Raw genomic sequence first — 24,948 nt, 5'->3', positions numbered from 1 at the left:
GCCAATACCAAGATATTTTTGCCTTTTTAGTCTTAATTTTTGTTTTAGTGTTTAGACCATCGGGTTTGATGGGCGAAAAAATGGCGGAGCGACCCTAATGAAGAAGATTTGGTTAGGCTATGGCTTGCTAGCATTAGGCTTAGTGTTTGCGCCGTTTTTGGTCGGCTCGTTTGGCGCATCGTGGGTGCGAATTTTAGATTTTTGTTTGTTATACATTATGTTGGCCTTGGGGCTAAATATTGTTGTTGGTTATGCGGGTTTATTAGATTTAGGCTACATTGCTTTTTATGCGGTGGGTGCTTATGTCATGGCGATTTTGGCTTCTCCACATTTAGAGCTACATTATTCGGCATGGATGTTATTGCCTTTTGGCGCGTTTTTAGCCTGTGTTGCAGGCGTATTATTAGGTGCGCCTACCTTACGTTTAAAAGGCGATTATTTAGCCATTGTCACCCTTGGTTTTGGTGAAATTGTTCGTTTGTTTATGAATAACCTTGACCGTCCAGTGAATATTACCAATGGCCCGCAAGGCATAAACATGGTTGATAATATCAAAATGGGTAGTTATGACTTTGGTCAAGGCTTTGATATTGCAGGGCACTCGTTTGGTTCGGCCTATAGCTATTATTATCTGTTTTTAGTGTTGGCGTTATTAACCATTTTTATTTGTATTCGTTTGGAAGACTCACGCATTGGTCGAGCATGGATGGCGATTCGTGAAGATGAACTAGCCGCTAAAGCGATGGGCATTAACACGCGCAATATCAAATTGTTAGCCTTTGCTATGGGGGCAAGTTTTGGGGGTGTTGCAGGGGGCTTATTTGCCAGCTTTCAGGGGTTTATTAGTCCCGAAAGTTTTAGCTTAATGGAATCGGTAATGGTGCTGTGTATGGTGGTATTGGGCGGCATGGGACATATTGGTGGCGTGATTTTAGGCGCGATCTTATTAACCTTAACCCCCGAAGTGTTACGTGAAGTGATTAATCCTTTACAACGGCACTTGTTTGGTCGAATGATTGTTGACCCCGAAAACTTACGTATGCTGTTATTCGGTTTGGCATTAATTATTGTCATGTTAGTCAAACCCGCAGGGTTGTGGCCATCACCAAGAAGACAAGAGGAACTAAAACATGGCTAATCGAGTTGCTAAAACGACATTTGTCAGTGAAACTGAGTATTTGGCTGGTGAAAAAATTGCTGAAACTAAACATGAATATATAGATGGTGAAGTCTTTGCTATGGCTGGCGCAAGTGCGAGCCATAACCGTATATCGTTAAATGTGGCGACACTATTCAATGTGCATTTAGATGGTAAGCCGTGCCAACCTTATATGTCTGACATGAAGATAAAAGTCTGTACAAAGTATTTTTACCCTGATGTGTTGGTTGATTGTTCAGGGTTGGCGGATGATAGTCATGTCACAGAAAAGCCTACACTTATTGTCGAAGTGTTATCGAAAAGCACACGGCGCATGGATGAAACCACTAAACGTATTGCTTATACCCAAATCGACAGCCTATTAGAGTATGTATTGATTGAGCAAGATTTTGTCGATATAGAAATTATTCGCCGCCGCACAGGTTGGCAGTCGGAGCGTTTTTATTTAGGTGATAGTCTGACTTTTGAGTCTATTGCTTTGACTTTGACTGTCGAAGATATTTATGCTCGGGTGAATAATCCTGAATTAGTTGAGTGGCGGCAGCTACAAGCCGAAGCAAACTCTGAATCGAAGTTAATAAATCCATGACTGCATTACTTCAACTCTCCCATATCGAAAAACGTTTTGGTGGCATTCACGCCCTTAAAGACGTGTCATTGACCATTCCACAATCGTGTATTTATGGCTTAATTGGCCCAAATGGCGCAGGCAAAACCACCTTATTTAATGTGATTACTGGCCTGTATGAAGCAGACAGTGGTGAACGCATTTTTTTAGATAAAGCATTGCCCTTAACCTTAAAACCACACCAAATTTTGCAACGTGGCATTGCCCGTACTTTTCAAAATATTCGGCTTTTTCAAGATATGACCGTGTTAGAAAATGTCATGGTGGCACGCCATAGCAAAAGTAAAGCAGGGGTGTTGGGTGCGATTTTACGTACTCCAAAAGTAAAAGCCGAAGAAAAAGCCATTAAAGATAGAAGTATGGCATTACTGGCTTATGTGGGTTTAGAACAAGCGGCTGAACGTATTGCCAAAACTTTATCTTATGGTGATCAACGTCGTTTAGAAATTGCGCGTGCCTTGGCAACAGAGCCGAAGTTGCTCACGTTAGACGAGCCAGCCGCAGGTATGAACCCAACAGAAACGGCAGACTTGGCCAAATTAATTCAGCGTATTTATGATGATGGCACCAATGTGTTGTTAATTGAGCATGATGTTAAATTGGTCATGGGGTTGTGTCATCGGGTGGCGGTGTTGGATTTCGGTCAATTGATTGCCGAGGGTGTGCCTGCTGATGTGCAAAAAGATCCAAAAGTCATTGCTGCCTATTTGGGAGGTAGTGTATGAGCTTATTAACCGTCAAAAATTTACAAATTGCTTATGGTGGCATTCAGGCTGTTAAAGGCATTAGTTTTGAGATTAAACAAGGCGAGTTGGTGAGCTTAATTGGTGCTAATGGTGCAGGCAAAACCTCAACCCTCAATTGTTTGGGTGGATTGCTAAAGCCTGCATCAGGAGAGATTAGTTATCAAGGACAAAACTTATTAACCATTCCTACTCATGATCGAGTTAAACATGGTTTAGCCTTAGTGCCCGAAGGACGAGGGATATTTTCTAAATTGACCGTTGCCGAAAACTTACGCATGGGTGCTTATCATCGTCAGTTAGGCAAAGATGAACTAGAGCAAGCCTATCAACGTTTTCCTCGTCTACATGAACGCAAAGAGCAATTAGCAGGCACGTTATCAGGTGGCGAACAACAAATGTTGGCCATTGTGCGCGCTTTACTGAGCAAACCCAAATTATTGTTACTCGATGAGCCATCAATGGGCTTAGCACCGATTATGGTCGAAAAGATTTTTTCTACCATTAGCGAAGTCACCAAAGAGGGCGTGGCGGTGTTGCTTGTTGAGCAAAATGCCAAAGCAGCTTTAGCCTTGGCACAGCGTGCTTATGTGATGGAAAGTGGCGTCATTAGTCTTGCAGGGGATGCCAAAGACTTAGCCGCTGATCCGCGTGTGCGAGCCGCCTATTTGGGGGAGTGATGATTAAAAAAGTATTGGCAAGTATGTTTATCGGGTATTTGGTCTTTGTGTTGGTGATGTGGTTTTTTTCTGCCCAGCAAATTAAGCAAACCTGTCAACAAATACCAATGGGCATGCCTGTTTCTAAACTTGAGCCAATTTTAGATTCTTTGCATTTAACCAAAATCATGCGCCGATCATCAGAACAAAAAACACAAACTATTTTGTTACATAGCCCCTATAGCATGGGGCGTTATACTTGCCAAATTCAACATGATGGTCAGCAAGTGACCTATGTTAATTATCAGCATTTGGATTAAACATTATGGAAATGAGTGTCACCACGCCTGCCATGTTATTTCCTGCCATTTCTTTATTGATGTTGGCTTATACCAATCGTTTTTTGGCCTTAGCAACCCTAATCCGTAGTTTGCATGCCCATCATGAACAAAAGAAAAATGATCCCAGTTATCGTGGCCAGTTAGCAAATTTACGCAAGCGTTTGCGTTTAATTCGTCGTATGCAAACCTTTGGTGGTATTAGCTTTTTCTTTTGTGTGGTCTCGATGTTAAGTTTATTTTTTGGCAATGAGCAACTAGGGCGTTGGGTATTTGCAGTTAGCTTGGTGTGCTTGATGTTGTCTTTGGCGATGTCTGTGATTGAAATTCGCATTTCTTTGGATGCTTTAGAAATTGAGTTGTCAGATTTAGATCAGGAAGAGTGAGGGAAAATATGAACTGCCAACAATATGCCATTATCATGGCCAATTATAATCAATGGATGAATCAGCGTTTATATCAATTAGTGGCGACCTTGTCAGATGAACAGCGCAAAGAAGATTTAGGGGCATTTTTTGGCTCTATTCATCACACCTTAAATCATTTGCTATTAGGCGATCAAGCATGGCTACAACGTTTTCAGGGTCAGCCTGTTACCATGAAATCACCACGAGACATTGTTCATGATGATTTTGGATTGTTACAGCAAGCTCGCCAAGAGATGGATGAACAGATTTTGGCATGGGCACAAGCCTTAGCAACACGTTATGATAATGAGCAATTACGTTTTTATAGCGTGACTTATCAAAAAGAAATTGTAATGCCGTTATTTGCGGCAGTGATGCAGTTTTTTAATCATCAAACCCATCATCGTGGCCAAATCACGACTTTACTATCACAAATGAATTTAGATATAGGAGTCACAGATTTACCTGTGATGCCGTATTTTATTAATCAATAAGCATTGCCTATTTGCTAGTTTTTGTTAGGATGGAAAACCTTAATTTCTAAAACCTAATATGGATGTTCTAGCATATAGGTATAATAACAATGAACTATCTCAGTCTAGAGCCATTTTTAACTCAACATCCTGATTGGCGTTTACGCGGCACTAAACTTCATCGAGAGTATTTCTTTAAAGATTTTGTCCAAGCCTTTGGTTTTATGAGCCAAGTAGCTTTGTTAGCCGAAAGAGCAAATCATCATCCCGATTGGTCAAATAGTTATAATCGTGTCAGTATTGATTTAACCACACATGATGCGCAAAGTGTCACAGGTAAAGATTTAGCATTAGCTGTGGCCATCGAAAAAATATGGTTAGGCTATAATAATTAAATTTATAAAGATTTTAGATTTAGAGGGATAACTCATGACAGCTATGTTTACCATTCAAGAAGCTGATCCTCAGCAAATACAAAGCGTGTTTGCTTCGCAACAAGCAACTGCTATTCGTTGGCGTGAATCAACAGCAGAGCAGCGTATTGCCCGTTTAAAAAGTTTACGAGAAGCGGTGTTAGCCCATCGTGATGATTTTTATCAGGCATTTGCTAAAGATTATCGCAAGCCCTCTGCCGAAGTTGACGTGACTGAATTAATGCCAGTTTTAGATGAAATTCGTCATGCAACAGGCCGTTTAAAACAGTGGATGAAACCTGAAAAAGTTAAGCCAACCAGTTTAATGTTAACCACCAGTGCATGGATTGAATATCAACCACGTGGCCGTGTGTTAATTATTGCACCGTGGAATTATCCCTTAAATTTATGTTTTGGCCCTTTAGTATCAGCATTGGCGGCAGGCAATACCGCCATTATTAAGCCTTCAGAAATGATGCCTAATGTGTCGGCAGTGATGGCAAAAATTATTCAAGAAACCTTTACCCCCCAAGAAGTTGCTTTATTTGAAGGCAGTTTACCAACGGCTGAAGCCTTATTAGCCTTACCGTTTGACCATATCTTTTTTACGGGTTCGCCAATGGTGGGCAAAGTGGTGATGGCTGCTGCTGCGAAAAATTTGACCAGTGTCACCTTAGAATTAGGTGGCAAATCACCTACCATTATTGATGAAAGTGCCAATTTGCAAGTGGCTGCTGAAACGCTAATGTGGGGTAAATTTTTAAATAATGGTCAAACTTGTGTTGCGCCTGACCATATTTATGTTCATCAAGCGGTTAAAGATGCTTTTGTCGCGGAGTGTCGCAAAGTGATTCATGCTCGTTATGGTGCAACCGCAGGCGAGCAAAAAATGAATCCCGATTTAACGCGTATTGTTAATACTCGCCATACCCAACGTATTGCTAATTTATTAAATGAAGCCGTTGAACTTGGCGCAAAAATTACTGTCGGTGGCCAAACAGATATTGAGAGTTGTTATATTGCGCCAACGATTGTTGAAAACATTCCTACGCAAGCCAAAATCATGAGTGAGGAAATTTTTGGCCCAGTATTACCTATTATTAGTTTTGAGCATATTGATACGGTGATTGCCGAAATTAATGCCAATCCTAAGCCTTTAGCGTTATACATTTGGAGTTATAACGAAGAAAATATCGAAAAGGTAGTCTCTCGCACCAGTTCGGGTGGGGTATGTATTAATCACTGTTTAATGCAGTTTGTGCATGGTAATTTACCGTTTGGTGGCGTGAATAATTCGGGCATTGGTAATTCGCATGGTCATTTTGGTTTTAAAGCATTTTCTCACGAAAGAGCTGTGGTTAAAGCGTCAAAATTAATGATGGTGCGTTTATTCTTCCCACCTTATGACGAGAGTCGTCGTAAAGTAATCAAAATGACTGTTGATTCGATGAAATGGCCAATGTTGTAAATTTTCTCCTGTTTGTAAGGCGTTTCTATTTGCTCTAAAGCCTTAATTAAGCGACAATTACGCACCTTATTTTTAGGCTTGTGCAATTGTCGCCATTAAGTCGCTAAACATTTCAATCAAATGCGTGTGTTTTATCGCTATAAAACCGTTGATAAATATTTGAATGTAAACAGCTAAGCGATGATTGCATAAGTCCCATAGTTGATTATCGACTGCCCGCCATTGGAGTCTTTTATGCCCGCTGTTGCCTTACCTCAACGTCGTCTTGCTAATGCTATTCGCGCCCTTGCCATGGATGCTGTTCAAAAAGCAAATTCAGGCCATCCAGGTGCGCCAATGGGTATGGCCGATATTGCCGAAGTGTTATGGCGTGGTGTGTTTAAACACAATCCTAAAAACCCAAATTGGATTAATCGTGACCGTTTTGTGTTGTCAAATGGTCATGGTTCGATGTTGCAATATGCCTTATTACATTTAACTGGCTACGATTTAAGCATTGATGATTTAAAACAATTTCGTCAATTACATAGCCGCACACCGGGTCATCCTGAATATGGTTATACCGCAGGTGTTGAAACGACAACTGGCCCATTAGGGCAGGGTATTGCTAATGCAGTGGGTTTTGCGATTGCTGAAAAAACTTTAGCTGCCCAATTTAACCGTGAAGGTTTTGAAGTCATAGACCACTACACCTATACGTTTTTGGGTGATGGTTGTTTGATGGAAGGTATTTCTCATGAAGTATGCTCTTTAGCAGGCACATTAAAATTAGGTAAATTAGTTGCCTTTTATGATGACAATGGTATTTCGATTGATGGTGAAGTTGAAGGTTGGTTTACTGATAATACCGCTCAACGTTTTGCCGCTTATGGTTGGCAAGTGATTGGCCCAATCGATGGTCATGATAGCGATGCCATTCGTACTGCAATTATTGAAGCACATAGCGACACCACTCGCCCAAGTATGATTATCTGCAAAACCGTAATTGGTTGTGGCTCACCAAATAAACAAGGCAAAGAAGAATGTCATGGCGCACCATTAGGCGCTGCCGAAATCGCTGCCGCTCGTGAAGCAATGGCATGGGATTATGATGCTTTTGAAATTCCTGCTGATGTTTATGAAGCTTGGGACTGTAGCGTAAAAGGTGATGTGTTAGAGAAAAATTGGCAAGGCCAATTTGATGCCTACCAAAAAGCCCATCCTGAATTAGCTCAAGAATTATTACGCCGTTTAAAAGGTGAATTGCCAGCCTCTTTTGCTTTACAAGCTAAAAACTATATCGAAGAAGTTGCTTTAAAAGGCGAAACCATTGCCTCTCGTAAAGCCTCACAAAATGCTTTAAATGCCTTTGGCCCATTATTACCAGAATTATTAGGTGGCTCGGCTGACTTGGCTGGCTCTAATTTAACCTTATGGAAAGGTTGCCACGGTATTCAAGAAAATGCCGCAGGTAATTATGTGTTTTATGGCGTGCGTGAATTTGGTATGAGCGCAATCATGAATGGTATTGCTTTACATGGTGGTTTTATTCCCTATGGTGCAACCTTCTTGATTTTCATGGAATATGCACGTAATGCAGTACGTATGAGCGCGTTAATGAAGCAGCGCGTTATTTATGTCTTTACCCATGATTCGATTGGTCTAGGCGAAGATGGCCCAACTCACCAACCTATTGAGCAATTAGCCAGTTTACGTGGCACACCTAATATGTCGGTTTGGCGTCCTGCGGATGCGGTTGAATCGGCGGTAGCATGGTTATCTGCTTTGCAAAAAAATGATGGCCCAAGCTCGTTAATATTCTCTCGTCAAAACTTACCACACATTGAGCGTGATGCCTTGCAATTAGATAACATTAGCAAAGGGGCTTATGTATTGGCCGAAGAGCAAGGTGTATTAGAGGCGATTATTATTGCGACAGGTTCAGAGATTGACTTGGCCTTAAAAGCGCAAAAAATCTTAACCGAACAAGGTAAAGGCGTGCGTGTGGTATCTATGCCGTGTGTTGATGCATTTATGGCTCAAGATGACGCTTATCGCCAAAAAGTATTACCGAATGAAGTACGTGCGCGTGTTGCCGTTGAGGCTTCTCATGCTGATTATTGGTATAAGTTTGTCGGTTTAGATGGCAAAGTGATTGGTATGACCAGCTTTGGTGAGTCTGCACCTATTAAAGATTTATATCAGCATTTTGGTATTACCGTAGACGCTGTTGTTGAAGCCGTTAATAGCTTGAGCTAAAGATGTTAAATATTGCCATTAATGGCTACGGACGTATTGGCAGGCATGTATTGCGTGCTTGGGTGGAGCGTGGTTGTCCCGCTCCATTACGTTTTGTGGCGATTAATGATTTAGGCCAAGCGCAAGCCTTAATGCACCTGACGCGTTATGATAGTACACATGGCCGTTTTAACGGTCATGCCGATTTAGTAGATGGTCAATTAGCGATTAGTTCCGCAGATGGCCAACAGCAAAGTTTAATTCCCTTATTTAATCAAGCGAAGCCCGAGTTATTGCCGTGGAAACAGCTTGATGTCGATGTGGTATTAGAGTGTACAGGCCAGTTTAGAGCGCGTGCCGAAGCAGCAAGACACTTACAAGCTGGCGCGCAGAAAGTGATTATTGGCGCAGCCCCTTTTGACGAAGTGGATGCAACGATTGTTTATGGCGTTAATCATCAACAATTAACCCATGAGCAAAAAATTATCTCTAGTGTGTCATGCACGACACATGCCTTAGTCCCATTGATGAAAATTTTGGATGAAGCTTTTGGTATAGAATCGGCATTAATGACCGAAATTCATGCCGTTACCTCAGACCAAGTGTTATTAGATCATACACATCGAGATTTACGTCGAAGTCGAGCAGCCGCGCACAATATTATTCCCACCACATCGAGTAGTATTGGCGCTTTAAAACGAGTGTTACCACATTTAGCCAACAAAATTGATGGTTATTCAATACGTGTTCCGACTTTGAATGTTGCGGCAATTGATTTAAGCTTTGTAGCCAAGAAAAACATCAGTGTTGCAGCAATTAATGCCTTATTTCAAGCAAAGTCAACACAAGAATATCGTCAAATATTAGCTTATTGTGATGAGTGGTTAGTATCGAGTGACTTTAATCATTCGCCTTATTCATTAATCTTTGATGCCACCGAAACCAAAGTGGTGGGTCAGCAGGCTAAAGTGCTGGCTTGGTATGATAATGAGTGGGGATATGCCAATCGTTTATTAGATTTGTGTTTGTTATTAGCGAAAATGAAATAATTTTTTGGCATTACTAGCCACCATAAACCGTTAATTCTGATTTATTGAGATGAGGAAAAATTATGTCCGTCTTAAAAATGGCCGATTTAGACTTACAAGGTAAACGCGTTTTAATTCGTGAAGATTTAAATGTTCCTGTCAAAGATGGCAAAATTACCAGTGATGCACGTATTGTTGCGTCATTACCTACCATTAAATTAGCCTTAGAAAAAGGCGCATCAGTGATGGTTTGCTCGCATTTAGGTCGTCCAACAGAAGGTGAGTTTTCTGCAGAGAACTCTTTAGCGCCTGTTGCTGCGTATTTAACACAAGCGTTGGGTCGTGAAGTGGCTTTAGTGAATAACTATGTTGATGGTTATAACATTGAAGCGGGTCAGGTTGTGTTGTTTGAAAACGTGCGTTTTAATGCAGGTGAGAAGAAAAACAAAGACGACTTAGCCCAAAAATATGCGGCTTTATGTGATGTGTTTGTCATGGATGCATTCGGCACAGCACATCGTGCTGAAGCGTCGACACATGGTGTGGCTAAGTTTGCACCTGTGGCTTGTGCAGGCCCTTTATTAGCTGCTGAATTAGAAGCCTTAGCAAAAGCTTTAGACAATCCAATGCCACCTATGGTTGCGGTTGTAGCAGGTTCTAAAGTATCAACCAAATTAGATGTTTTAAAATCGTTGGCTGATGTTTGTGATCAATTGATTGTTGGTGGTGGTATTGCCAATACCTTCTTAGCTGCTGCAGGTTATAACGTTGGCAAGTCTCTATATGAGGCTGACATGGTTGATACTGCCAAAGAAATCGCACGTAGTGTGAGTGTGCCATTGCCTGAAGATGTGGTTGTGGCTAAAGAGTTTGCCGAAACAGCAACTGCAACGATCAAGTCAGTCAAAGAAGTGGCTGATGATGATATGATTTTGGATATTGGCCCATTAACTGCAGCAAAATTTGCTAATTTGATTAAGTCTTCAAAAACCATTTTATGGAATGGCCCAGTGGGCGTGTTTGAGTTTGACCAATTTGGCGAAGGCACAAAAACTTTAGCTCAAGCAATTGCGAATAGTAACGGCTTTTCGATTGCTGGCGGTGGTGACACTTTAGCAGCCATTGATAAATATGGTGTGGCTGAACAAATTTCTTATATTTCAACAGGTGGTGGTGCTTTCTTAGAGTTTGTAGAAGGCAAAAAATTACCTGCCGTTGAAGCTTTGGAAGAAGCCGCAAAGCGCGGTTAATTATTTATTTTAAAGGAGAAAGCACACATGGCCTTAGTATCCATGCGCCAAATGTTAGACCATGCTGCTGAGTATGGTTATGGTATTCCTGCATTTAATGTTAATAACTTAGAACAAATGCGCGCCATTATGGAAGCTGCGGATAAAACCAATTCGCCAGTTATTGTTCAGGCTTCTGCGGGGGCACGTAAATATGCAGGTGCACCATTTTTACGTCATTTAATTTTAGCAGCGATCGAAGAGTTTCCACATATTCCGGTGGTGATGCACCAAGATCACGGTACTAGCCCAGCTATTTGTCAACGTTCAATTCAATTGGGTTTTAGCTCGGTAATGATGGACGGCTCTTTGGCTGAAGATGGCAAAACACCTACCGATTATGACTATAACGTGCGTGTGACAAAAAATGTTGTCGATTTAGCCCATGCCTGTGGTGTATCTGTTGAAGGTGAAATAGGCTGTTTAGGTTCTTTAGAAACAGGCCAAGCAGGTGAAGAAGATGGTGTTGGTGCAGAAGGCATTCTTGACCATTCACAGTTATTAACCAGTGTTGAAGAAGCTGCCAGTTTTGTTGCTGATACAGGCGTTGATGCTTTAGCGATTGCCATTGGTACATCACACGGTGCTTACAAATTCACTCGTCCACCCACAGGTGATATTTTAGCGATTGATCGTATCAAAGAAATTCATGCCCGTATTCCCAACACCCATTTAGTGATGCACGGCTCTAGTTCTGTACCACAAGATTGGTTAGCCATTATTAATGAATTTGGTGGTGATATTAAAGAAACTTATGGCGTGCCTGTGGAACAAATCGTAGAAGCGATTAAACACGGCGTGCGTAAAGTAAATATTGATACCGATTTACGTTTGGCTTCTACAGGTGCAATTCGTCAGTTTATGGCGAAAAATCCAGCCGAATTCGACCCACGTAAATATTTAGCCAAAACGGTAACGGCAATGCGTGATATTTGTATTGCCCGTTATGAAGCCTTTGGTGCAGCAGGTAATGCTAGCAAAATTAACCCCATCTCTTTAGAAAAGATGGTCAGTCGTTATAGTAAATAATCACGACTGGTGACAAAAAGGTCAGCATTTGCTGACCTTTTTATTATTAGTCTAATTTTAGGATGTTGATTGTGAAGCATTTTCGTTTTTCGTTTATTTTTACCTTCATTTGCCTCGGCTTGTCAGCATGGTGGGGCTTTACGCATGGTCCAGAAGCAGGCCTTAATACCATGTTTAAGGCATTATTAATTACGGCTATTTTGGCGGTGATGGAAGTGTCTTTGTCTTTTGATAATGCAGTGGTAAATGCCTCTGTATTACGCCATTGGGATGAGTTTTGGAAAACTATCTTCTTAACTGTGGGCATATTGATTGCTGTTTTTGGTATGCGTTTAATTTTCCCACTGTTAATTGTCGGTGTAACCGCAGATATGAGTATGGTTGAAGTGGCTAAATTAGCCCTTAATGACCCTAAGTCGTATTCTGAAAAATTGATGGCGCATCATGCTGAAATTGCCGCGTTTGGTGGTTTATTTTTATTACTGGTATTTTTAAACTTCTTATTTGATGATGAAAAAGATACCCATTGGTTTCATTGGTTAGAACATAAATTAGCGAATTTAGCCAATGTGCCTGCGATGTCGGTGTTTATTGCTTTAATTGCTTTGTTGATAATGGTTGGTGCTGTTGAAGGTGAAACTAAATTGGTAGTCACTATAGCAGGTATCTGGGGGATTGTGGTTTATGTGGGGGTTAAAGCCTTAGGCCATCTCTTAGAAAGCACAAGTGGTGATGACGAAGAAAAAGCCTCTTCAGATGTTTCTGGGAATGTTGTTAAAGCAGGTATTGGTGGCTTTTTATATTTAGAAGTTTTAGATGCTTCATTTAGTTTTGACGGTGTGATTGGTGCGTTTGCGATTACCAATGATGTTGTGATTATTATGTTGGGATTAGCCATTGGTGCGATGTTTGTGCGTTCGATGACGATATTTTTAGTCGAAAAAGGTACATTAGAAGCATATATCTTTCTTGAGCATGGCGCACATTATGCGATTGGTGCTTTAGCAGTGATTATGCTCTTTAGTGGTACAGGCGTGCATGTGCCAGAGGTCGTGACTGGATTGATTGGTGTGGCCTTTATTGTTTGGGCGGTGATTTCGTCCATTCAATATAAAAAATCGGAAGCAGGACAAGCTTAATCATCGCAAAAAATAAAAAAGCGCGGTATCGCGCTTTTTTATTAACTGGCTTTTTTAAATTCAATAATATTTTGTAAGGGCTGACTGTAACGTTTGGCCATTTCACCTAGCAGCTTGTCTTTGTCTTGCCACAGTTGATTAATCCAAGTTTGAAAGTTTTTTCTAAACACTTCATCATTTTCATAATCACCACGATTAAATTCCGCAGGAATAGGGCGTGTTTGAATATGAATATCAATGTGTTTTGATTTGCCACACATAAACTCCCAGAAGTCTGGCTGACCTTCAGGATAGTGAATGGTGACATCAATGAGAGTATCAATCCGTTCACCCATAATATTCAACGCATAAGCCATTCCAGCAGCTTTAGGTTTTAATAAATGCTGATAAGGAGATTGTTGTTTATCATGATTTTGCTTGGTGAAGCGAGTACCTTCTAAAAAGTTCATGATCGACACTGGGGTATATTTAAATTTTTCACAAGCTTTGCGTGTGGTTTCTAAATCTTTGCCTTTTAACTCAGGATGTTTAGCTAAAAACTCTTTGCTATATCTTTTCATAAAAGGGTAGTCTAGCGCAGACCAACATAAGCCCATGACAGGCACATAAATTAATTCTTGCTTGAGAAAAAATTTAAAAAATGGCGCATGACGATTAAAGATTTTTTGCAAAATAAAAATATCTGCCCAAGATTGATGGTTGGCAACCACCATATACCAGCCGTTATAACTGATTTTATCTAAATCACCCGTAATGTTGTATTGCGTTTGATGGGTTAAATCGAACATCTTACTATTGATACCAATCCATGTTTCCGCAATAAAGGTACTGCCTTGTGTGCAGGCTTTTTGTAGTGGTTTAATGGGTAAAGTTTTTAGCAATGCTAAACCAAATAGGGGAGTACAAAGACTAAAGGTATTTGCAGCGAGGGATAAACTATTAATGCTACCCGTTAAGACTGAAGGTAGAGATGCCATAATAACCTCAATACACATTGATTTATTAGATAATATACAAGTGTATATTATTTGATTGGCTTTGGATAGTTATTTTTTAGACAGTAATTTTGGATGGTTTTTTTACTAATTTAAAACTACAATCAAATGCTTAGGATTTTTTTATAAGGATATACTATGCGTTTTTGTTTAATAATAGTGATATTATTTGTTAATACTTGTGTTTTAGCTCAGGACTTATATCGCTGGCAAGATGAACAAGGAAAATGGCATTTTGGCGATGCGGCTAGTACGAATGGTCAAAATCGTCAAATTATTGAGCCTGCTGAATATACAACGAATGTTGTGAAAACAAAAAAGTTAAGATTACCCTCAAGCAAACCAACAAAAGTTAAGATTGTTAAACGAGTTAAGTCTAAAAAAACTGAAAGTTTAGAAGAAAAAAAATTACGTTGCGAAGCAAAGCGCGAGGAGTTGCGGTTTCAAGCATTTCGTTATGAGGAACGTAATCAGTATGACCGCGAATGTGTGAGTGACATGAAATGGTAAATGATAAACAAATGGTGAAATATGTCATTGGCGAACGTCAGGTTTTGGCCAAAATGAAAAATGGTGAGTTTCGATTGGTGAAGCTACAAGTGGGTTTACCTGAGCCTTTAGAAAATCGTTGGCAATCGGAAATAGCTTTAGATGGCTTGTATCCCAATGTGGTTAAAGTGCCTGGTGTTGATTCGTTTCAATGTTTAAATTTAGCCTTTGGCGTGGTACGTACGGCCTTAGAAAAGTTTATTGAATCAGGTGGTCAATTATATTGGAAAGATGGTTCTGGCCCTCTCGGATTGGTGGATATTTTTTCATGATAAATCAAGTGGTTGCAGGTCGTTATCGTCATTATAAAGGTAAAGAATACGAAGTGCTTGCCGTTGCTACTCACAGTGAAACGGAAGAAAAATTAGTGGTATATCGTCTTTTATATGGGGATTTTTCTTATTGGGTGCGGCCACTAACGATGTTTACAGAAACCGTTATTGTGGATGGCATCGAGCAGCCACGTTTTAGTTTGATTGAAAAGTCTTTAGTATTCCAAAAGGTTATTTAATTTATAAAAATTATAAAATTGTTTTATTTTAGACGCGCTCTTACAATCGACTCATGTATTTAAATAGTCAGGACTTACGCGTAAGTCCTATAATGACACATGAGGAAATAGCCATGTCAGCCAAAACCTTATATGACAAATTGTGGGATGACCACTTAGTCAAGCAACGTGATGATGGTTCTTGTTTAATTTATATTGACCGTCAATTATTACACGAAGTCACCAGCCCTCAAGCTTTTGATGGCTTAAAGTTGGCCAATCGTCAACCTTGGCGTTTAGATGCCAACATTGCCACACCCGACCATAACGTGCCAACCGACAAAGCCGAGCGTAGTCAAGGTATTGCCGGCATTAAAGACGAAACTTCACGCATTCAAGTACAAACCTTAGATGACAACTGCAAAGAGTTTGGTGTCGTTGAGTTTGATATTTTTGATGAGCGTCAAGGCATTGTTCATGTGGTTGGTCCAGAGCAAGGTTTAACTTTACCTGGTATGACCGTAGTTTGTGGTGATTCTCATACGGCAACGCATGGTGCATTTGCTTGTTTAGCACATGGTATTGGCACTAGCGAAGTAGAGCACGTATTAGCGACTCAATGTTTAGTGCAGAAAAAATCCAAAAATATGTTGGTCAAAGTTGACGGCGTATTGGGTGAAGGTGTGACTGCTAAAGATGTCGTTTTAGCGATTATTGGCAAAATTGGTACGGCAGGTGGTACAGGCTACGCGATTGAGTTTGGTGGTCAAGTGTTCAGAGACATGAGCATGGAAGGCCGCATGACCGTGTGTAATATGGCTATCGAAGCAGGTGCGCGCGTAGGCATGGTGGCGGTGGACGAAAAAACCATTGCTTACTTCAAAGACAAGCCATTTGCACCTAAAGCGGAGCAATGGGATGCAGCCGTCGCGTATTGGCAGGGCTTAACATCTGATGCTGATGCTCAATTTGATGCGGTGGTTGAATTAGATGGTAATGCCATTGAGCCGCAAGTATCTTGGGGAACTTCACCCGAAATGGTATTGCCAATTAGTGCTAAATTACCGACCTTAGACAGTGCTAACGATGCGGTACAACGTAGTTCATGGCAACGTGCTTATCAATATATGGGCTTAACACCTGAACAAGCGATTACCGATATTAAATTAGACCGTGTATTTATTGGCTCTTGTACCAACTCCCGTATTGAAGATTTGCGTTCTGCGGCGGCAGTGATTAAAGGCCGTAAAGTGGCCAATACCGTCAAACAAGCAATGGTGGTTGCAGGTTCTGGTTTGGTAAAAAAACAAGCCGAGGCCGAAGGTTTAGACAAAATCTTTACCGAAGCAGGTTTTGAATGGCGTGAACCAGGTTGTTCAATGTGTTTGGCGATGAATGCTGACAAATTATTGTCTGGTGAGCATTGTGCTTCAACCTCAAACCGTAACTTTGAAGGTCGTCAAGGCAATGGTGGTCGTACGCATTTAGTCAGCCCAGCGATGGCTGCGGCGGCGGCGATTGCAGGTCATTTTGTTGATGTTCGTGGCTTCTAAGAGGATAAAATTATGCAAGCATTTACCGTATTAACTGGTTTGGTTGCGCCTTTAGACCGCGCAAACGTTGATACAGACCAAATCATTCCTAAGCAGTTCTTAAAGTCTATTAAACGCATTGGTTTTGGTGTTAATTTGTTTGATGAATGGCGTTACTTGGATGAGGGTTATCCTAATCAAGATTGCAGCAAACGTCCGATTAATACTGAGTTTGTGTTAAACCAAGCCCGTTATCAAGGCGCACAAGTGTTATTGGCACGCCAAAATTTTGGTTGCGGTTCTAGCCGTGAACATGCACCTTGGGCATTAGATGAATATGGTTTTAGAGCGGTTATTGCGCCGAGTTTTGCTGACATTTTCTTTAACAACTGTTTCAAAAATGGCTTATTACCTGTGGTATTAAGCGAAGAACAAGTTGATATTTTATTTAAAGAATGTGAAGCCAACGAAGGCTATCAGTTAACAGTAGATTTAGCCAAACAACAAGTGATTCGCCCAAATGGCGAAGCATTTAGCTTTGAAGTAGATGCTTTCCGTCGTCATTGCTTGTTAAATGGTTTGGACGATATTGGTTTAACTTTACAAGCAGCCGAAGACATTCGTGCCTTTGAAGAAAAAGCAAAAGTGGCTCGTCCATGGGTATTTAATGCTTTGCGTTAATCAGATTAAAGAGTAAGAAACATGTCCAAACATATTGTTATTTTAGCGGGTGATGGTATTGGCCCAGAAATTATGGCCGAAGCCGTTAAAGTGTTAGATAAAGTTAATCAACAATTTAACTTAGATGTCACGTATTCCCATGAATTATTAGGTGGTTGTGCGATTGATGCGACAGGTGTGCCATTACCTGACCAAACCTTAGAAGCCGCTAAAAAAGCTGATGCTATTTTATTGGGTGCAGTCGGTGGTCCTAAGTGGGATACCATTGAGCGTTCTATTCGTCCAGAGCGTGGCTTGTTAAAGATTCGTTCTGCACTAAACTTATTTGCAAACTTACGCCCAGCGATTTTATATCCACAATTGGCCTCTGCCTCTAGCTTAAAGCCTGAGATTGTTGCTGGTTTGGATATTTTGATTGTGCGTGAATTAACAGGTGGCATTTATTTTGGTCAACCCCGTGGTATTCGCACCTTAGAAAGTGGTGAGCGTCAAGGCTATAATACTGATGTATATAGCGAAAGTGAAATCCGTCGTATTGCCCATGTTGCTTTCCAATTAGCGATGCAACGCAACAAAAAAGTGTTGTCAGTGGATAAAGCCAACGTCTTAGAAGTCACTGAATTGTGGAAAGAAATTGCTACCGAAGTGGGTAAAGAATATCCAGAAGTGCAATTAAGCCACATGTATGTGGATAACTGTGCGATGCAATTGGTACGTGCCCCTAAACAATTTGATGTGATTTTCACAGGCAACTTATTTGGTGACATTTTATCTGACGAAGCCGCCATGTTGACGGGTTCGATTGGTATGTTGCCATCGGCTTCTTTAGATGAAAACAAAAAGGGTATGTATGAGCCATGTCATGGTTCTGCCCCTGACATCGCAGGCAAAGGCATTGCTAACCCATTAGCAACGATTTTATCCGTTGCCATGATGTTGCGTTATACCTTTAACCAAGAAGCTGCCGCTAAAGCAATTGAAGATGCGGTTGGTAAGGTGTTAGACCAAGGTTTACGCACCGCCGATATTTGGACTGAAGGTACACAAAAAGTGGGTACTAGCCAAATGGGCGATGCAGTGGTTGCTGCTATTTAAGTTAAGTTTACCCCCTCCCAGCCTCCCCCTAAATTAGGGGGAGGAGCATGTTCCCTCCCTTAATTTAGGGGAGGGTTAGGGTGGGGTTCTACAGATTACCGCCTTTTAGTCTGCCCCTTAGTAAATGGGGAGAGAGGGCGATGAACGAGGAAAACAAAATGCGTGTAGGTTTAGTGGGTTGGCGTGGCATGGTTGGTTCTGTGCTCATGCAACGTATGGTTGAAGAGAACGATTTTGCTCATTTTGAGCCAGTTTATTTTTCTACCAGTAATGCTGGCGGCAAAGCGCCTAATTTTGGTGGTAAAGAAGCGCCTGCATTATTAGATGCTAATGATGTTGATGCCTTAAAAGGCATGGATGTGATTTTGACTTGTCAAGGTGGTGATTACACCAATGACATCTATCCAAAATTACGTGCTGCGGGTTGGAATGGTTACTGGATTGATGCAGCTTCTGCTTTACGCATGGAAGATGACGCAATCATCGTGTTAGATCCCGTTAACTTAAATGTGATTAAAGATGGTTTAGCCAAAGGCATCAAAAACTTCATTGGTGGCAACTGTACTAACTCCATTATGTTAATGGGTATGGGCGGTTTATTCCATGCAGGTTTGGTGGAGTGGGTCAGTTCTATGACTTACCAAGCAGCGTCTGGTGGCGGTGCTAACCATATGCGTGAATTATTAAAAGGTATGGGCGTGATTCACTCAGCGGTTGAAGCAGAGTTAGCAACACCATCTTCTGCCATTTTAGAAATTGACAAAAAAGTCGCTCAGTCTATTCGTCAAGATGTACCCACAGAGTTTTTTGGTGCACCATTAGCAGGTGGTTTAATTCCTTGGATTGATAAGCAATTAGACAATGGTCAATCTAAAGAAGAATGGAAAGGCCAAGCCGAAGTTAATAAAATCTTAGGCAATACCGATGTTGTGCCTGTTGATGGTTTATGTGTGCGTATTGGTGCAATGCGTTGCCACAGCTTAGCCTTAACCATGAAACTGAAAAAAGATTTACCTTTGGATGAAATCGAAGCGATCATTAAATCAGGTAATCCATGGGTTAAATGGGTACCAAATAATCGCGAAATTTCGGTACAAGAATTAACACCAGCTTCTATTACTGGCAAATTAGATATCGGCGTCGGTCGTGTGCGTAAATTAAACATGGGCGGTGAGTATATTTCTGCTTTTGTTATTGGCGACCAATTATTATGGGGTGCGGCTGAGCCATTACGCCGTATGTTGAGGTTGTTAATTGCAGCTTAAATTGTTATCTTGACTCAAGGGCGCATGATTGCGCCCTTTTTTATATTGCATCATTTGGCAAATATGATAAAACAACAAACAATTTTTTATAATAACTTAGGAAAGTCCCATGAAAGCCCTTGTATTAACTTCCAAAGAAGATGGTGTTGTTTTTAATGCGAATTATCCACAACCAGCAGCCCAAAGTGGTGAAGTGCGGATTAAAGTCTTAGCCGCCGCGCTTAATCATCGGGATGTTTGGATTACGCAAGGCCAATATGCAGGTATTAAATTTCCAACGATCTTAGGCTCTGATGGTGTAGGCATCGTTGAGTCAGTTGGCGAAGGCGTTGATAGTTCTTGGCTAGGTAAAACAGTGATTATTAATCCCAATAATCACTGGGGAGATAGTCAACGTCATCAATCCAAACAATATCATATTATGGGTTTACCCAAAGATGGCACGTTAGCTGAATTTGTGACCGTGGATGCAGATAAAATTCGTCTCGCTCCTCATCATTTAACCATTGAACAAGCCGCCGCTTTGCCCTTAGCAGGGCTGACTGCCTACAGAGCATTATTTGGCCGCGCGCAATTACAAGCAGGTGAAAAAGTCTTAATTAGTGGAATTGGTGGCGGTGTGGCCTTATTTGCCATGCAATTTGCTATTGCAGCAGGTGCTGAAGTGTATGTGACCTCTAGTAGCGAAGAAAAAATTGCCAAAGCAGTGCAGTTAGGTGCAAAAGCAGGGGTGTTATATAACCAAGAAAATTGGCAAAAAGCTTTTGTCAAAACTTATGGTGAAATGGACGTGGTGATTGACAGTGCTTGTGGTAATGGTTTTGCGGCATTAATTGATGTGTTGGGTTTTGGTGGGCGTATTGCTTTTTATGGTGGTGGACAAGGGGCGATTAATGGTTTAAATCCACAAAAAATCTTTTGGAAGCAAGTTTCAATTCTCGGTTCAACGATGGGCAGTGACCAACAATTTGTGGAAATGGTTGATTTTGTCGAAAAACATCAAATTAAACCGATTGTTGATAGTATTTATGCGCTAGAAGATGGCGTGGCTGCATTTAAACATATGGCAGATGGCGCACAATTTGGTAAGATAGTTGTTCGTACCGTTGCTTAATAACAGAATAAGCAGACAGATTCGCAATAAACTGCTTTAGTTATTGCGAGTCAATGAATGCTTGTGATAAAAAAGACAATAATCCAAACTTACGTCATTAATGTGAAAAAAGAGTAAGTTATTAACCACATCTTATCGTTGTAGCAACATAAGAGTAACGTGAAAAAATAATCAGCAAAGGAAAAATATAATGGTTCTGCGTAAGCTAGCTATGGCACTGTTGAGTATTGGGGTCATATTGCCAGGGTTAACCCATGCTTTAGCCCTACGAGATGTCAAAACAAAATCTGCGTTAGGTGAGCCATTTCGTGCTGAATTAGAATTATCAGACTTAGGTGATTTATCTGATGAAGATATTAAAGTCAGCCTAGCACAACCAGAAGATTTTGAGCGTTTAGGAATTGAACAAACTTTTTTATTGGCAGAATTGCGCTTTGAAGTTGTTGTCAATCGTGAAGGGCGTTCGTTTATTAAAATTTCCAGTCCTAAACGTGTTACTGAACCATTTTTGGATTTCATTATTCGTGTCACTTGGCCAAATAATGCCCGTTTACATCAAGTAACGGCTTTATTAGACCCTCCTGCCAGTAAGTTGACTCGTAAAGCCGAACCTGTCCAAGCTCCTGTCGTTGTACAGGCTGAACCTGTTATTCAGCCAGTTGTTAAAGCAGTTGAGCAAGCAATGCCTGTAGCCTCCGAACCTGTGGCTATGACCGTGACTGAAAAATCATACACAGTACGTAAATTTGATACCTTATGGAAAATTGCTCGTAAAGTTAGACCCAATAATACCGTTCCCGTTGCACAGATGATGAAAGCATTACATAAGGCCAATCCAGAGGCTTTTATTGCTAATAATATGAATCTGTTAAAAGATGGTGAAGTATTGCGTGTACCTAATTTGAGTGATGTGCAATCAGCAGCACAAGTTGCACAACAACAAGCTAATACACCTGCTGTAGTACAAGCACAAACTACTAAAGCTTTAGCACGACAGCAAATTGATGCAACTAAAAAAGAAAAAGTTATGGCAAATACACCAACTGTTGCCAAACCACAAATGAAATTGTTGGCACCAACTGGGCAAAAAGCGGCTCAAAGTACAGGCTTAACAGAAAAAATAGCTAAAAAAGAGCAAACCGATGTACCAACCGTCGTGACTAGCAAAAAGGTTGCTGTTGAAAAAGCGGTGAAAAAAACGGAAAGTTACAACCAAAAACTAACACATGAGTTAAGTTCTTTAGAGCAACAACTCAAGTTGAATGATAAGAAGATTGCTATGCAAAATGCCAAATTAGCGCAATTAGAAGCGCAGTTAAAAGCACGTCGTTTAGCGGCTGAACAAGCTAAACACAAAGACAAAACCGATTTAGAGAAAAAAGCTGTTGCTACAATGGCCTGTGCAGTTGCCCTGCAGAGTTTTGTTAGTGTAGATGCCCATGCTGCTGATGCACCTGCAAAGTCTGGTGGTAGTTCAATGATGCCGATTATTGGCGGAGTGGTATTACTATTAGTTGTTGCAGCCATTTTTGTTTTAAAAGGTAAAGGTAAAAAAGAAACACCACCATCTACTAAACCTGTTGCGCCAACTCCACCTGTTGCAAAGCCTACAGCCCCTCAGCCTGTTGCACCAAAACCTGAGCCTGTAGTTGCTAAACCTGAGCCTGTTAAACCTGTTGAGCCACCAAAACCACAAGACCCCTTAGAAGAAGTGCGTCCTTATTTAGAAATGGAGCGTTTTCCTCAAGCGGTAGGCATTCTCACTAAGGCTTTAGTTCAGCATCCTGATCGTGCTGATATTCATGTTAAATTATTGGAAATTTTTGTTAAGCAAAAAGATCGTCAGGCATTTGATGAGCAATATGCAAAATTAGAAGTATTAGGTGATTTAGACGCAATCGTTGCGGCTGATAAATTAAAAACACAATTTCCAGAAGCACCTAAACCCATTGAAAAAGCTAAACTCACTGAAGATGGTGCTTTAGAGTTTCAGCCTTCTAAACCAGCAGCTGTGGTTGAAGAAACTCCTTCTATTAGTTTAGATGATTTAGAAAATGACTTTAAAATGAGTTTGTCTCAGCCAAACTTAAAAGCATTAGATATTCCTTTAGCTGCTGATCCTATTGAATTACAACAACCAGAGCCTGTAGCAGCTAAAGAAGAAGCAAAAATTGCTGAACTAGATGAGTTGTTGGGTGGCGGATTAGAGTTTAAATTTGATAAAGAGCAAGTCCCTGTAGCGCCTCAAGAAGAACATGCAGGCTTAGACTTTAAATTAGATGATGTTAAATTTGAAGTTGCTGAAGAGGTTAAACCAAATGTTGGGACTGGTTTATCTTTAGATAGTTTAGACGACTTTTTAGCTGAGCATAAAATTGAAACTCCTGTAGAGCCAGAAGCTCCTGCAGTGGATACCTCTTTAGACTTTGAATCAGAATTAGCTAAGTTTAAAGAAGAAAAACAAGAAGCAGATACGACTGAAAACTTGGTAGAAGGTTTTGAGTTAGAAGAGTTTAAATTAGCTGATGAACCAAGCACCAAAGAAAATGACTTAGAGTTTGATTTGTCTGCTGATTTTTCTTTAGACGAACAGCCAGTTGTTGAAGAAAAAACGGACTTCAACTTAGATTTTGACACCCCCTCTGTCGATTTGGATGATTTGGCAGCCAAGTTTGATAAACAATCTTTAGCTGATGTTGATTTGCCAGATGAAGACCTCGACTTTGATGTCAGCGTGTCTTCAGATGATGTTGTGGCAGAATTAGATAAAGAGTTTTCGTTCTTGGCGACAACTGACGAAAATGCAACTCGTTTGGAGTTAGCACGTGCTTATTTAGAAATGGGTGATCGTTTAGGTGCGCGTGATTTATTAGAGGAAGTAGTGGCCGACGGTAATGGCGCGCAAAAAACAGAAGCTCAGGGTATGTTAATGCGAATTAGCTAATAACAGACTTGCCTTTTGATAAAAGCCGCTGTAAAAAGCGGCTTTTGTTTTTTGAGTATTTAAGATGCGTTTTGCTTTAGGAATTGACTACGAAGGTACTCATTATCGTGGCTGGCAGACTCAGCAAGAAGGCGTTCCGAGTATTCAATCAACAATTGAAGATGTATTGAGTCGTATTGCTGACCATCCTGTGATTATTCATGCCGCAGGTCGTACTGATGCTGGTGTTCATGCTTCAGGCATGGTTGCGCATTTTGATACGCATGCAATTCGTGGTCACAAAAGTTGGTTGTTGGGTTCAAATACATGGTTGCCCAAAGATATTGCTTTACGCTGGATTCATCCTGTCAGCGAGGATTTTCATGCTCGCTTTAAAGCGGTTGCTCGACGTTATCGTTATATTATTTTTAACAGTGGACAACGCTCTAGTCAGTTAGCAGGAAAGGTGACTTGGCATTATCATCCCTTAAATTTTGAACGTATGAAAATTGCAGCCAGTTATTTGGTAGGCCAACATAATTTTAATTCTTTTAGGGCGGTAGGTTGTCAATCGCGTAATCCCAATCGTCATGTACATTTTTTAAATTTAACAAAGCGCGGTTCATTGATTATTTTAGATATTCAAGCCGATGGTTTTTTGCATCATATGGTACGCAATATTGCAGGTGTACTTATGGCGATTGGTGAGGGGAAAGCCGAGCCAGAATGGGTACAAGAGTTATTACGGGTGCAAGATCGAACTCAAGGCGGAGTAACAGCATCAGGCAGCGGTTTGTATTTTGTTGATGCCTTGTATCCGCCAGAGTTTGAATTACCTAAAGAGCCTTTAGGGCCGTTGTGGTTGGTGGATTAAAATCCCCCCAAAGCCAATTTAATACGCTTAATACGGCAACGGGTGCAGTTTCGGTGCGTAATACTCGTTGCCCTAAACACCAAGGTGCAAAACCTTGTTCCATGCTTTGGTTTATTTCTCGTTCGGATAATCCGCCTTCTGCGCCAATCAGTACTGCAATCGTTTGTGGTTTTTGGCTCGGATTGGGCAAACCAGTGACACTGGGTGCAAGCACAAAACATAAATCAGCCTGTGTGTTTGCTGTCCATGTTTCTATGGTTTGAGGACTGTTGATTTTAGGCACAATATTTAAGCCCGATTGTTCACAAGCACTAATGGCTACACCTTGCCAATGCGCCATTTTTTTATCTAAACGTTCATTGCCCAAACGCATTTCACAACGCTCACTGATGAGAGGAGTGATTTCGCTAACGCCTAATTCAGTCGCTTTTTGAATGGCA

At 40.9% G+C, this 24,948-nt stretch carries 26 protein-coding genes; 24 read left to right on the top strand and 2 right to left on the bottom strand.

All coding sequences use genetic code 11. From position 1 onward, the window contains the following. Positions 1-97: 97 nt before the first annotated feature. From Q0212_RS13205 to Q0212_RS13140, 14 genes are all read left to right on the top strand, one after another. The gene (locus tag Q0212_RS13205) at positions 98-1,138 is read left to right on the top strand and encodes a high-affinity branched-chain amino acid ABC transporter permease LivM (protein WP_297926282.1); all 1,041 of its coding nucleotides are present in this window, start codon (positions 98-100) and stop codon (positions 1,136-1,138) included. Continuing rightward, the gene (locus Q0212_RS13200) at positions 1,131-1,748 is read left to right on the top strand and encodes a Uma2 family endonuclease (RefSeq protein WP_297926280.1); all 618 of its coding nucleotides are present in this window, start codon (positions 1,131-1,133) and stop codon (positions 1,746-1,748) included. Before Q0212_RS13205 ends, Q0212_RS13200 begins: the two co-directional genes overlap by 8 nt. Then, on the top strand, positions 1,745-2,512 hold the full coding sequence (locus tag Q0212_RS13195) for an ABC transporter ATP-binding protein (RefSeq protein ID WP_297926278.1): 768 nt from the start codon (positions 1,745-1,747) through the stop codon (positions 2,510-2,512). Before Q0212_RS13200 ends, Q0212_RS13195 begins: the two co-directional genes overlap by 4 nt. After that, complete coding sequence (locus Q0212_RS13190) at positions 2,509-3,210, top strand: ABC transporter ATP-binding protein (protein ID WP_297926276.1); 702 nt, start codon at positions 2,509-2,511, stop codon at positions 3,208-3,210. The genes Q0212_RS13195 and Q0212_RS13190 overlap by 4 nt, the downstream gene beginning before the upstream one ends. Next, a complete protein-coding gene (locus Q0212_RS13185; protein WP_297926274.1) occupies positions 3,210-3,509 on the top strand; it encodes a hypothetical protein in 300 nt (99 codons plus the stop codon). Before Q0212_RS13190 ends, Q0212_RS13185 begins: the two co-directional genes overlap by 1 nt. Positions 3,510-3,514: 5 nt before the next feature. Further along, complete coding sequence (locus tag Q0212_RS13180; protein ID WP_297926272.1) at positions 3,515-3,913, top strand: DUF2721 domain-containing protein; 399 nt, start codon at positions 3,515-3,517, stop codon at positions 3,911-3,913. A gap of 8 nt (positions 3,914-3,921) precedes the next feature. Then, entirely contained in the window at positions 3,922-4,428 is a 507-nt protein-coding gene (locus Q0212_RS13175) for a DinB family protein (RefSeq protein ID WP_297926270.1), read from the top strand. A gap of 89 nt (positions 4,429-4,517) precedes the next feature. Next, positions 4,518-4,802 carry a 4a-hydroxytetrahydrobiopterin dehydratase gene (locus Q0212_RS13170; RefSeq protein ID WP_297926268.1) on the top strand — a complete coding sequence of 95 codons (285 nt, stop codon included), beginning with the start codon at positions 4,518-4,520 and terminating at the stop codon, positions 4,800-4,802. A gap of 34 nt (positions 4,803-4,836) precedes the next feature. Continuing rightward, positions 4,837-6,288, top strand: coding sequence for an aldehyde dehydrogenase family protein (locus Q0212_RS13165; protein WP_297926267.1), 1,452 nt, complete (start codon positions 4,837-4,839; stop codon positions 6,286-6,288). Positions 6,289-6,522: 234 nt separating this feature from the next. Next, positions 6,523-8,526: a transketolase gene (tkt, locus tag Q0212_RS13160; protein ID WP_297926265.1), complete on the top strand. Its 2,004-nt coding sequence runs from the start codon at positions 6,523-6,525 to the stop codon at positions 8,524-8,526. A gap of 2 nt (positions 8,527-8,528) precedes the next feature. After that, positions 8,529-9,554, top strand: a complete 1,026-nt coding sequence (locus tag Q0212_RS13155; protein WP_297926263.1) for a type I glyceraldehyde-3-phosphate dehydrogenase — start codon at positions 8,529-8,531, stop codon at positions 9,552-9,554. Positions 9,555-9,616: 62 nt separating this feature from the next. Then, complete coding sequence (locus Q0212_RS13150) at positions 9,617-10,783, top strand: phosphoglycerate kinase (RefSeq protein ID WP_297926261.1); 1,167 nt, start codon at positions 9,617-9,619, stop codon at positions 10,781-10,783. A 27-nt stretch (positions 10,784-10,810) separates the two neighbouring features. Continuing rightward, on the top strand, positions 10,811-11,851 hold the full coding sequence (fba, locus tag Q0212_RS13145) for a class II fructose-bisphosphate aldolase (protein WP_297926259.1): 1,041 nt from the start codon (positions 10,811-10,813) through the stop codon (positions 11,849-11,851). 71 nt (positions 11,852-11,922) lie between these two features. Continuing rightward, the gene (locus Q0212_RS13140; RefSeq protein WP_297926257.1) at positions 11,923-12,990 is read left to right on the top strand and encodes a DUF475 domain-containing protein; all 1,068 of its coding nucleotides are present in this window, start codon (positions 11,923-11,925) and stop codon (positions 12,988-12,990) included. 41 nt (positions 12,991-13,031) lie between these two features. Here Q0212_RS13140 and Q0212_RS13135 read toward each other — a convergent pair whose 3' ends face one another. Further along, positions 13,032-13,967, bottom strand: a complete 936-nt coding sequence (locus Q0212_RS13135; protein ID WP_297926256.1) for an acyltransferase — start codon at positions 13,965-13,967, stop codon at positions 13,032-13,034. Between the two features lie 156 nt (positions 13,968-14,123). On the opposite strand from Q0212_RS13135, the gene Q0212_RS13130 reads away from it, so the two are divergent. The 10 genes from Q0212_RS13130 to truA all read left to right on the top strand — a co-directional run bounded on the left by Q0212_RS13130 (position 14,124) and on the right by truA (position 24,508). Next, positions 14,124-14,495 carry a DUF4124 domain-containing protein gene (locus Q0212_RS13130; RefSeq protein ID WP_297926254.1) on the top strand — a complete coding sequence of 124 codons (372 nt, stop codon included), beginning with the start codon at positions 14,124-14,126 and terminating at the stop codon, positions 14,493-14,495. Continuing rightward, positions 14,489-14,806: a hypothetical protein gene (locus Q0212_RS13125; protein ID WP_297926252.1), complete on the top strand. Its 318-nt coding sequence runs from the start codon at positions 14,489-14,491 to the stop codon at positions 14,804-14,806. The genes Q0212_RS13130 and Q0212_RS13125 overlap by 7 nt, the downstream gene beginning before the upstream one ends. Continuing rightward, positions 14,803-15,045, top strand: a complete 243-nt coding sequence (locus Q0212_RS13120) for a DUF1653 domain-containing protein (protein WP_297926250.1) — start codon at positions 14,803-14,805, stop codon at positions 15,043-15,045. Before Q0212_RS13125 ends, Q0212_RS13120 begins: the two co-directional genes overlap by 4 nt. Positions 15,046-15,158: 113 nt before the next feature. Continuing rightward, complete coding sequence (leuC, locus tag Q0212_RS13115) at positions 15,159-16,577, top strand: 3-isopropylmalate dehydratase large subunit (RefSeq protein WP_297926248.1); 1,419 nt, start codon at positions 15,159-15,161, stop codon at positions 16,575-16,577. 12 nt (positions 16,578-16,589) lie between these two features. Continuing rightward, a complete protein-coding gene (gene leuD, locus Q0212_RS13110) occupies positions 16,590-17,237 on the top strand; it encodes a 3-isopropylmalate dehydratase small subunit (RefSeq protein WP_297926246.1) in 648 nt (215 codons plus the stop codon). Between the two features lie 21 nt (positions 17,238-17,258). Beyond that, positions 17,259-18,332: a 3-isopropylmalate dehydrogenase gene (gene leuB, locus Q0212_RS13105; RefSeq protein WP_297926244.1), complete on the top strand. Its 1,074-nt coding sequence runs from the start codon at positions 17,259-17,261 to the stop codon at positions 18,330-18,332. A 158-nt stretch (positions 18,333-18,490) separates the two neighbouring features. After that, positions 18,491-19,597, top strand: coding sequence for an aspartate-semialdehyde dehydrogenase (gene asd, locus Q0212_RS13100; RefSeq protein WP_297926284.1), 1,107 nt, complete (start codon positions 18,491-18,493; stop codon positions 19,595-19,597). A gap of 109 nt (positions 19,598-19,706) precedes the next feature. Beyond that, positions 19,707-20,711: a zinc-binding dehydrogenase gene (locus Q0212_RS13095; protein WP_297926242.1), complete on the top strand. Its 1,005-nt coding sequence runs from the start codon at positions 19,707-19,709 to the stop codon at positions 20,709-20,711. A gap of 238 nt (positions 20,712-20,949) precedes the next feature. Next, entirely contained in the window at positions 20,950-23,655 is a 2,706-nt protein-coding gene (locus Q0212_RS13090) for a FimV/HubP family polar landmark protein (RefSeq protein WP_297926240.1), read from the top strand. A 64-nt stretch (positions 23,656-23,719) separates the two neighbouring features. Further along, positions 23,720-24,508 (top strand): tRNA pseudouridine(38-40) synthase TruA, encoded by a 789-nt coding sequence (gene truA / locus Q0212_RS13085; RefSeq protein ID WP_297926238.1) that lies wholly within the window; start codon positions 23,720-23,722, stop codon positions 24,506-24,508. On the opposite strand, the gene Q0212_RS13080 is transcribed toward truA, so the two are convergent. Further along, a partial coding sequence (locus Q0212_RS13080) for a 16S rRNA (uracil(1498)-N(3))-methyltransferase (protein ID WP_297926236.1) occupies positions 24,471-24,948 on the bottom strand: 478 nt, incomplete at its 5' end. The genes truA and Q0212_RS13080 overlap by 38 nt on opposite strands.

The organism is uncultured Agitococcus sp. (assembly GCF_937920075.1).
In the GTDB taxonomy this organism is placed as follows: Bacteria; Pseudomonadota; Gammaproteobacteria; order Pseudomonadales; family Moraxellaceae; genus Agitococcus.
The sequence above is the reverse complement of the archived record's forward strand: the minus strand, read 5'-3'. Positions and strand labels throughout refer to the sequence as shown.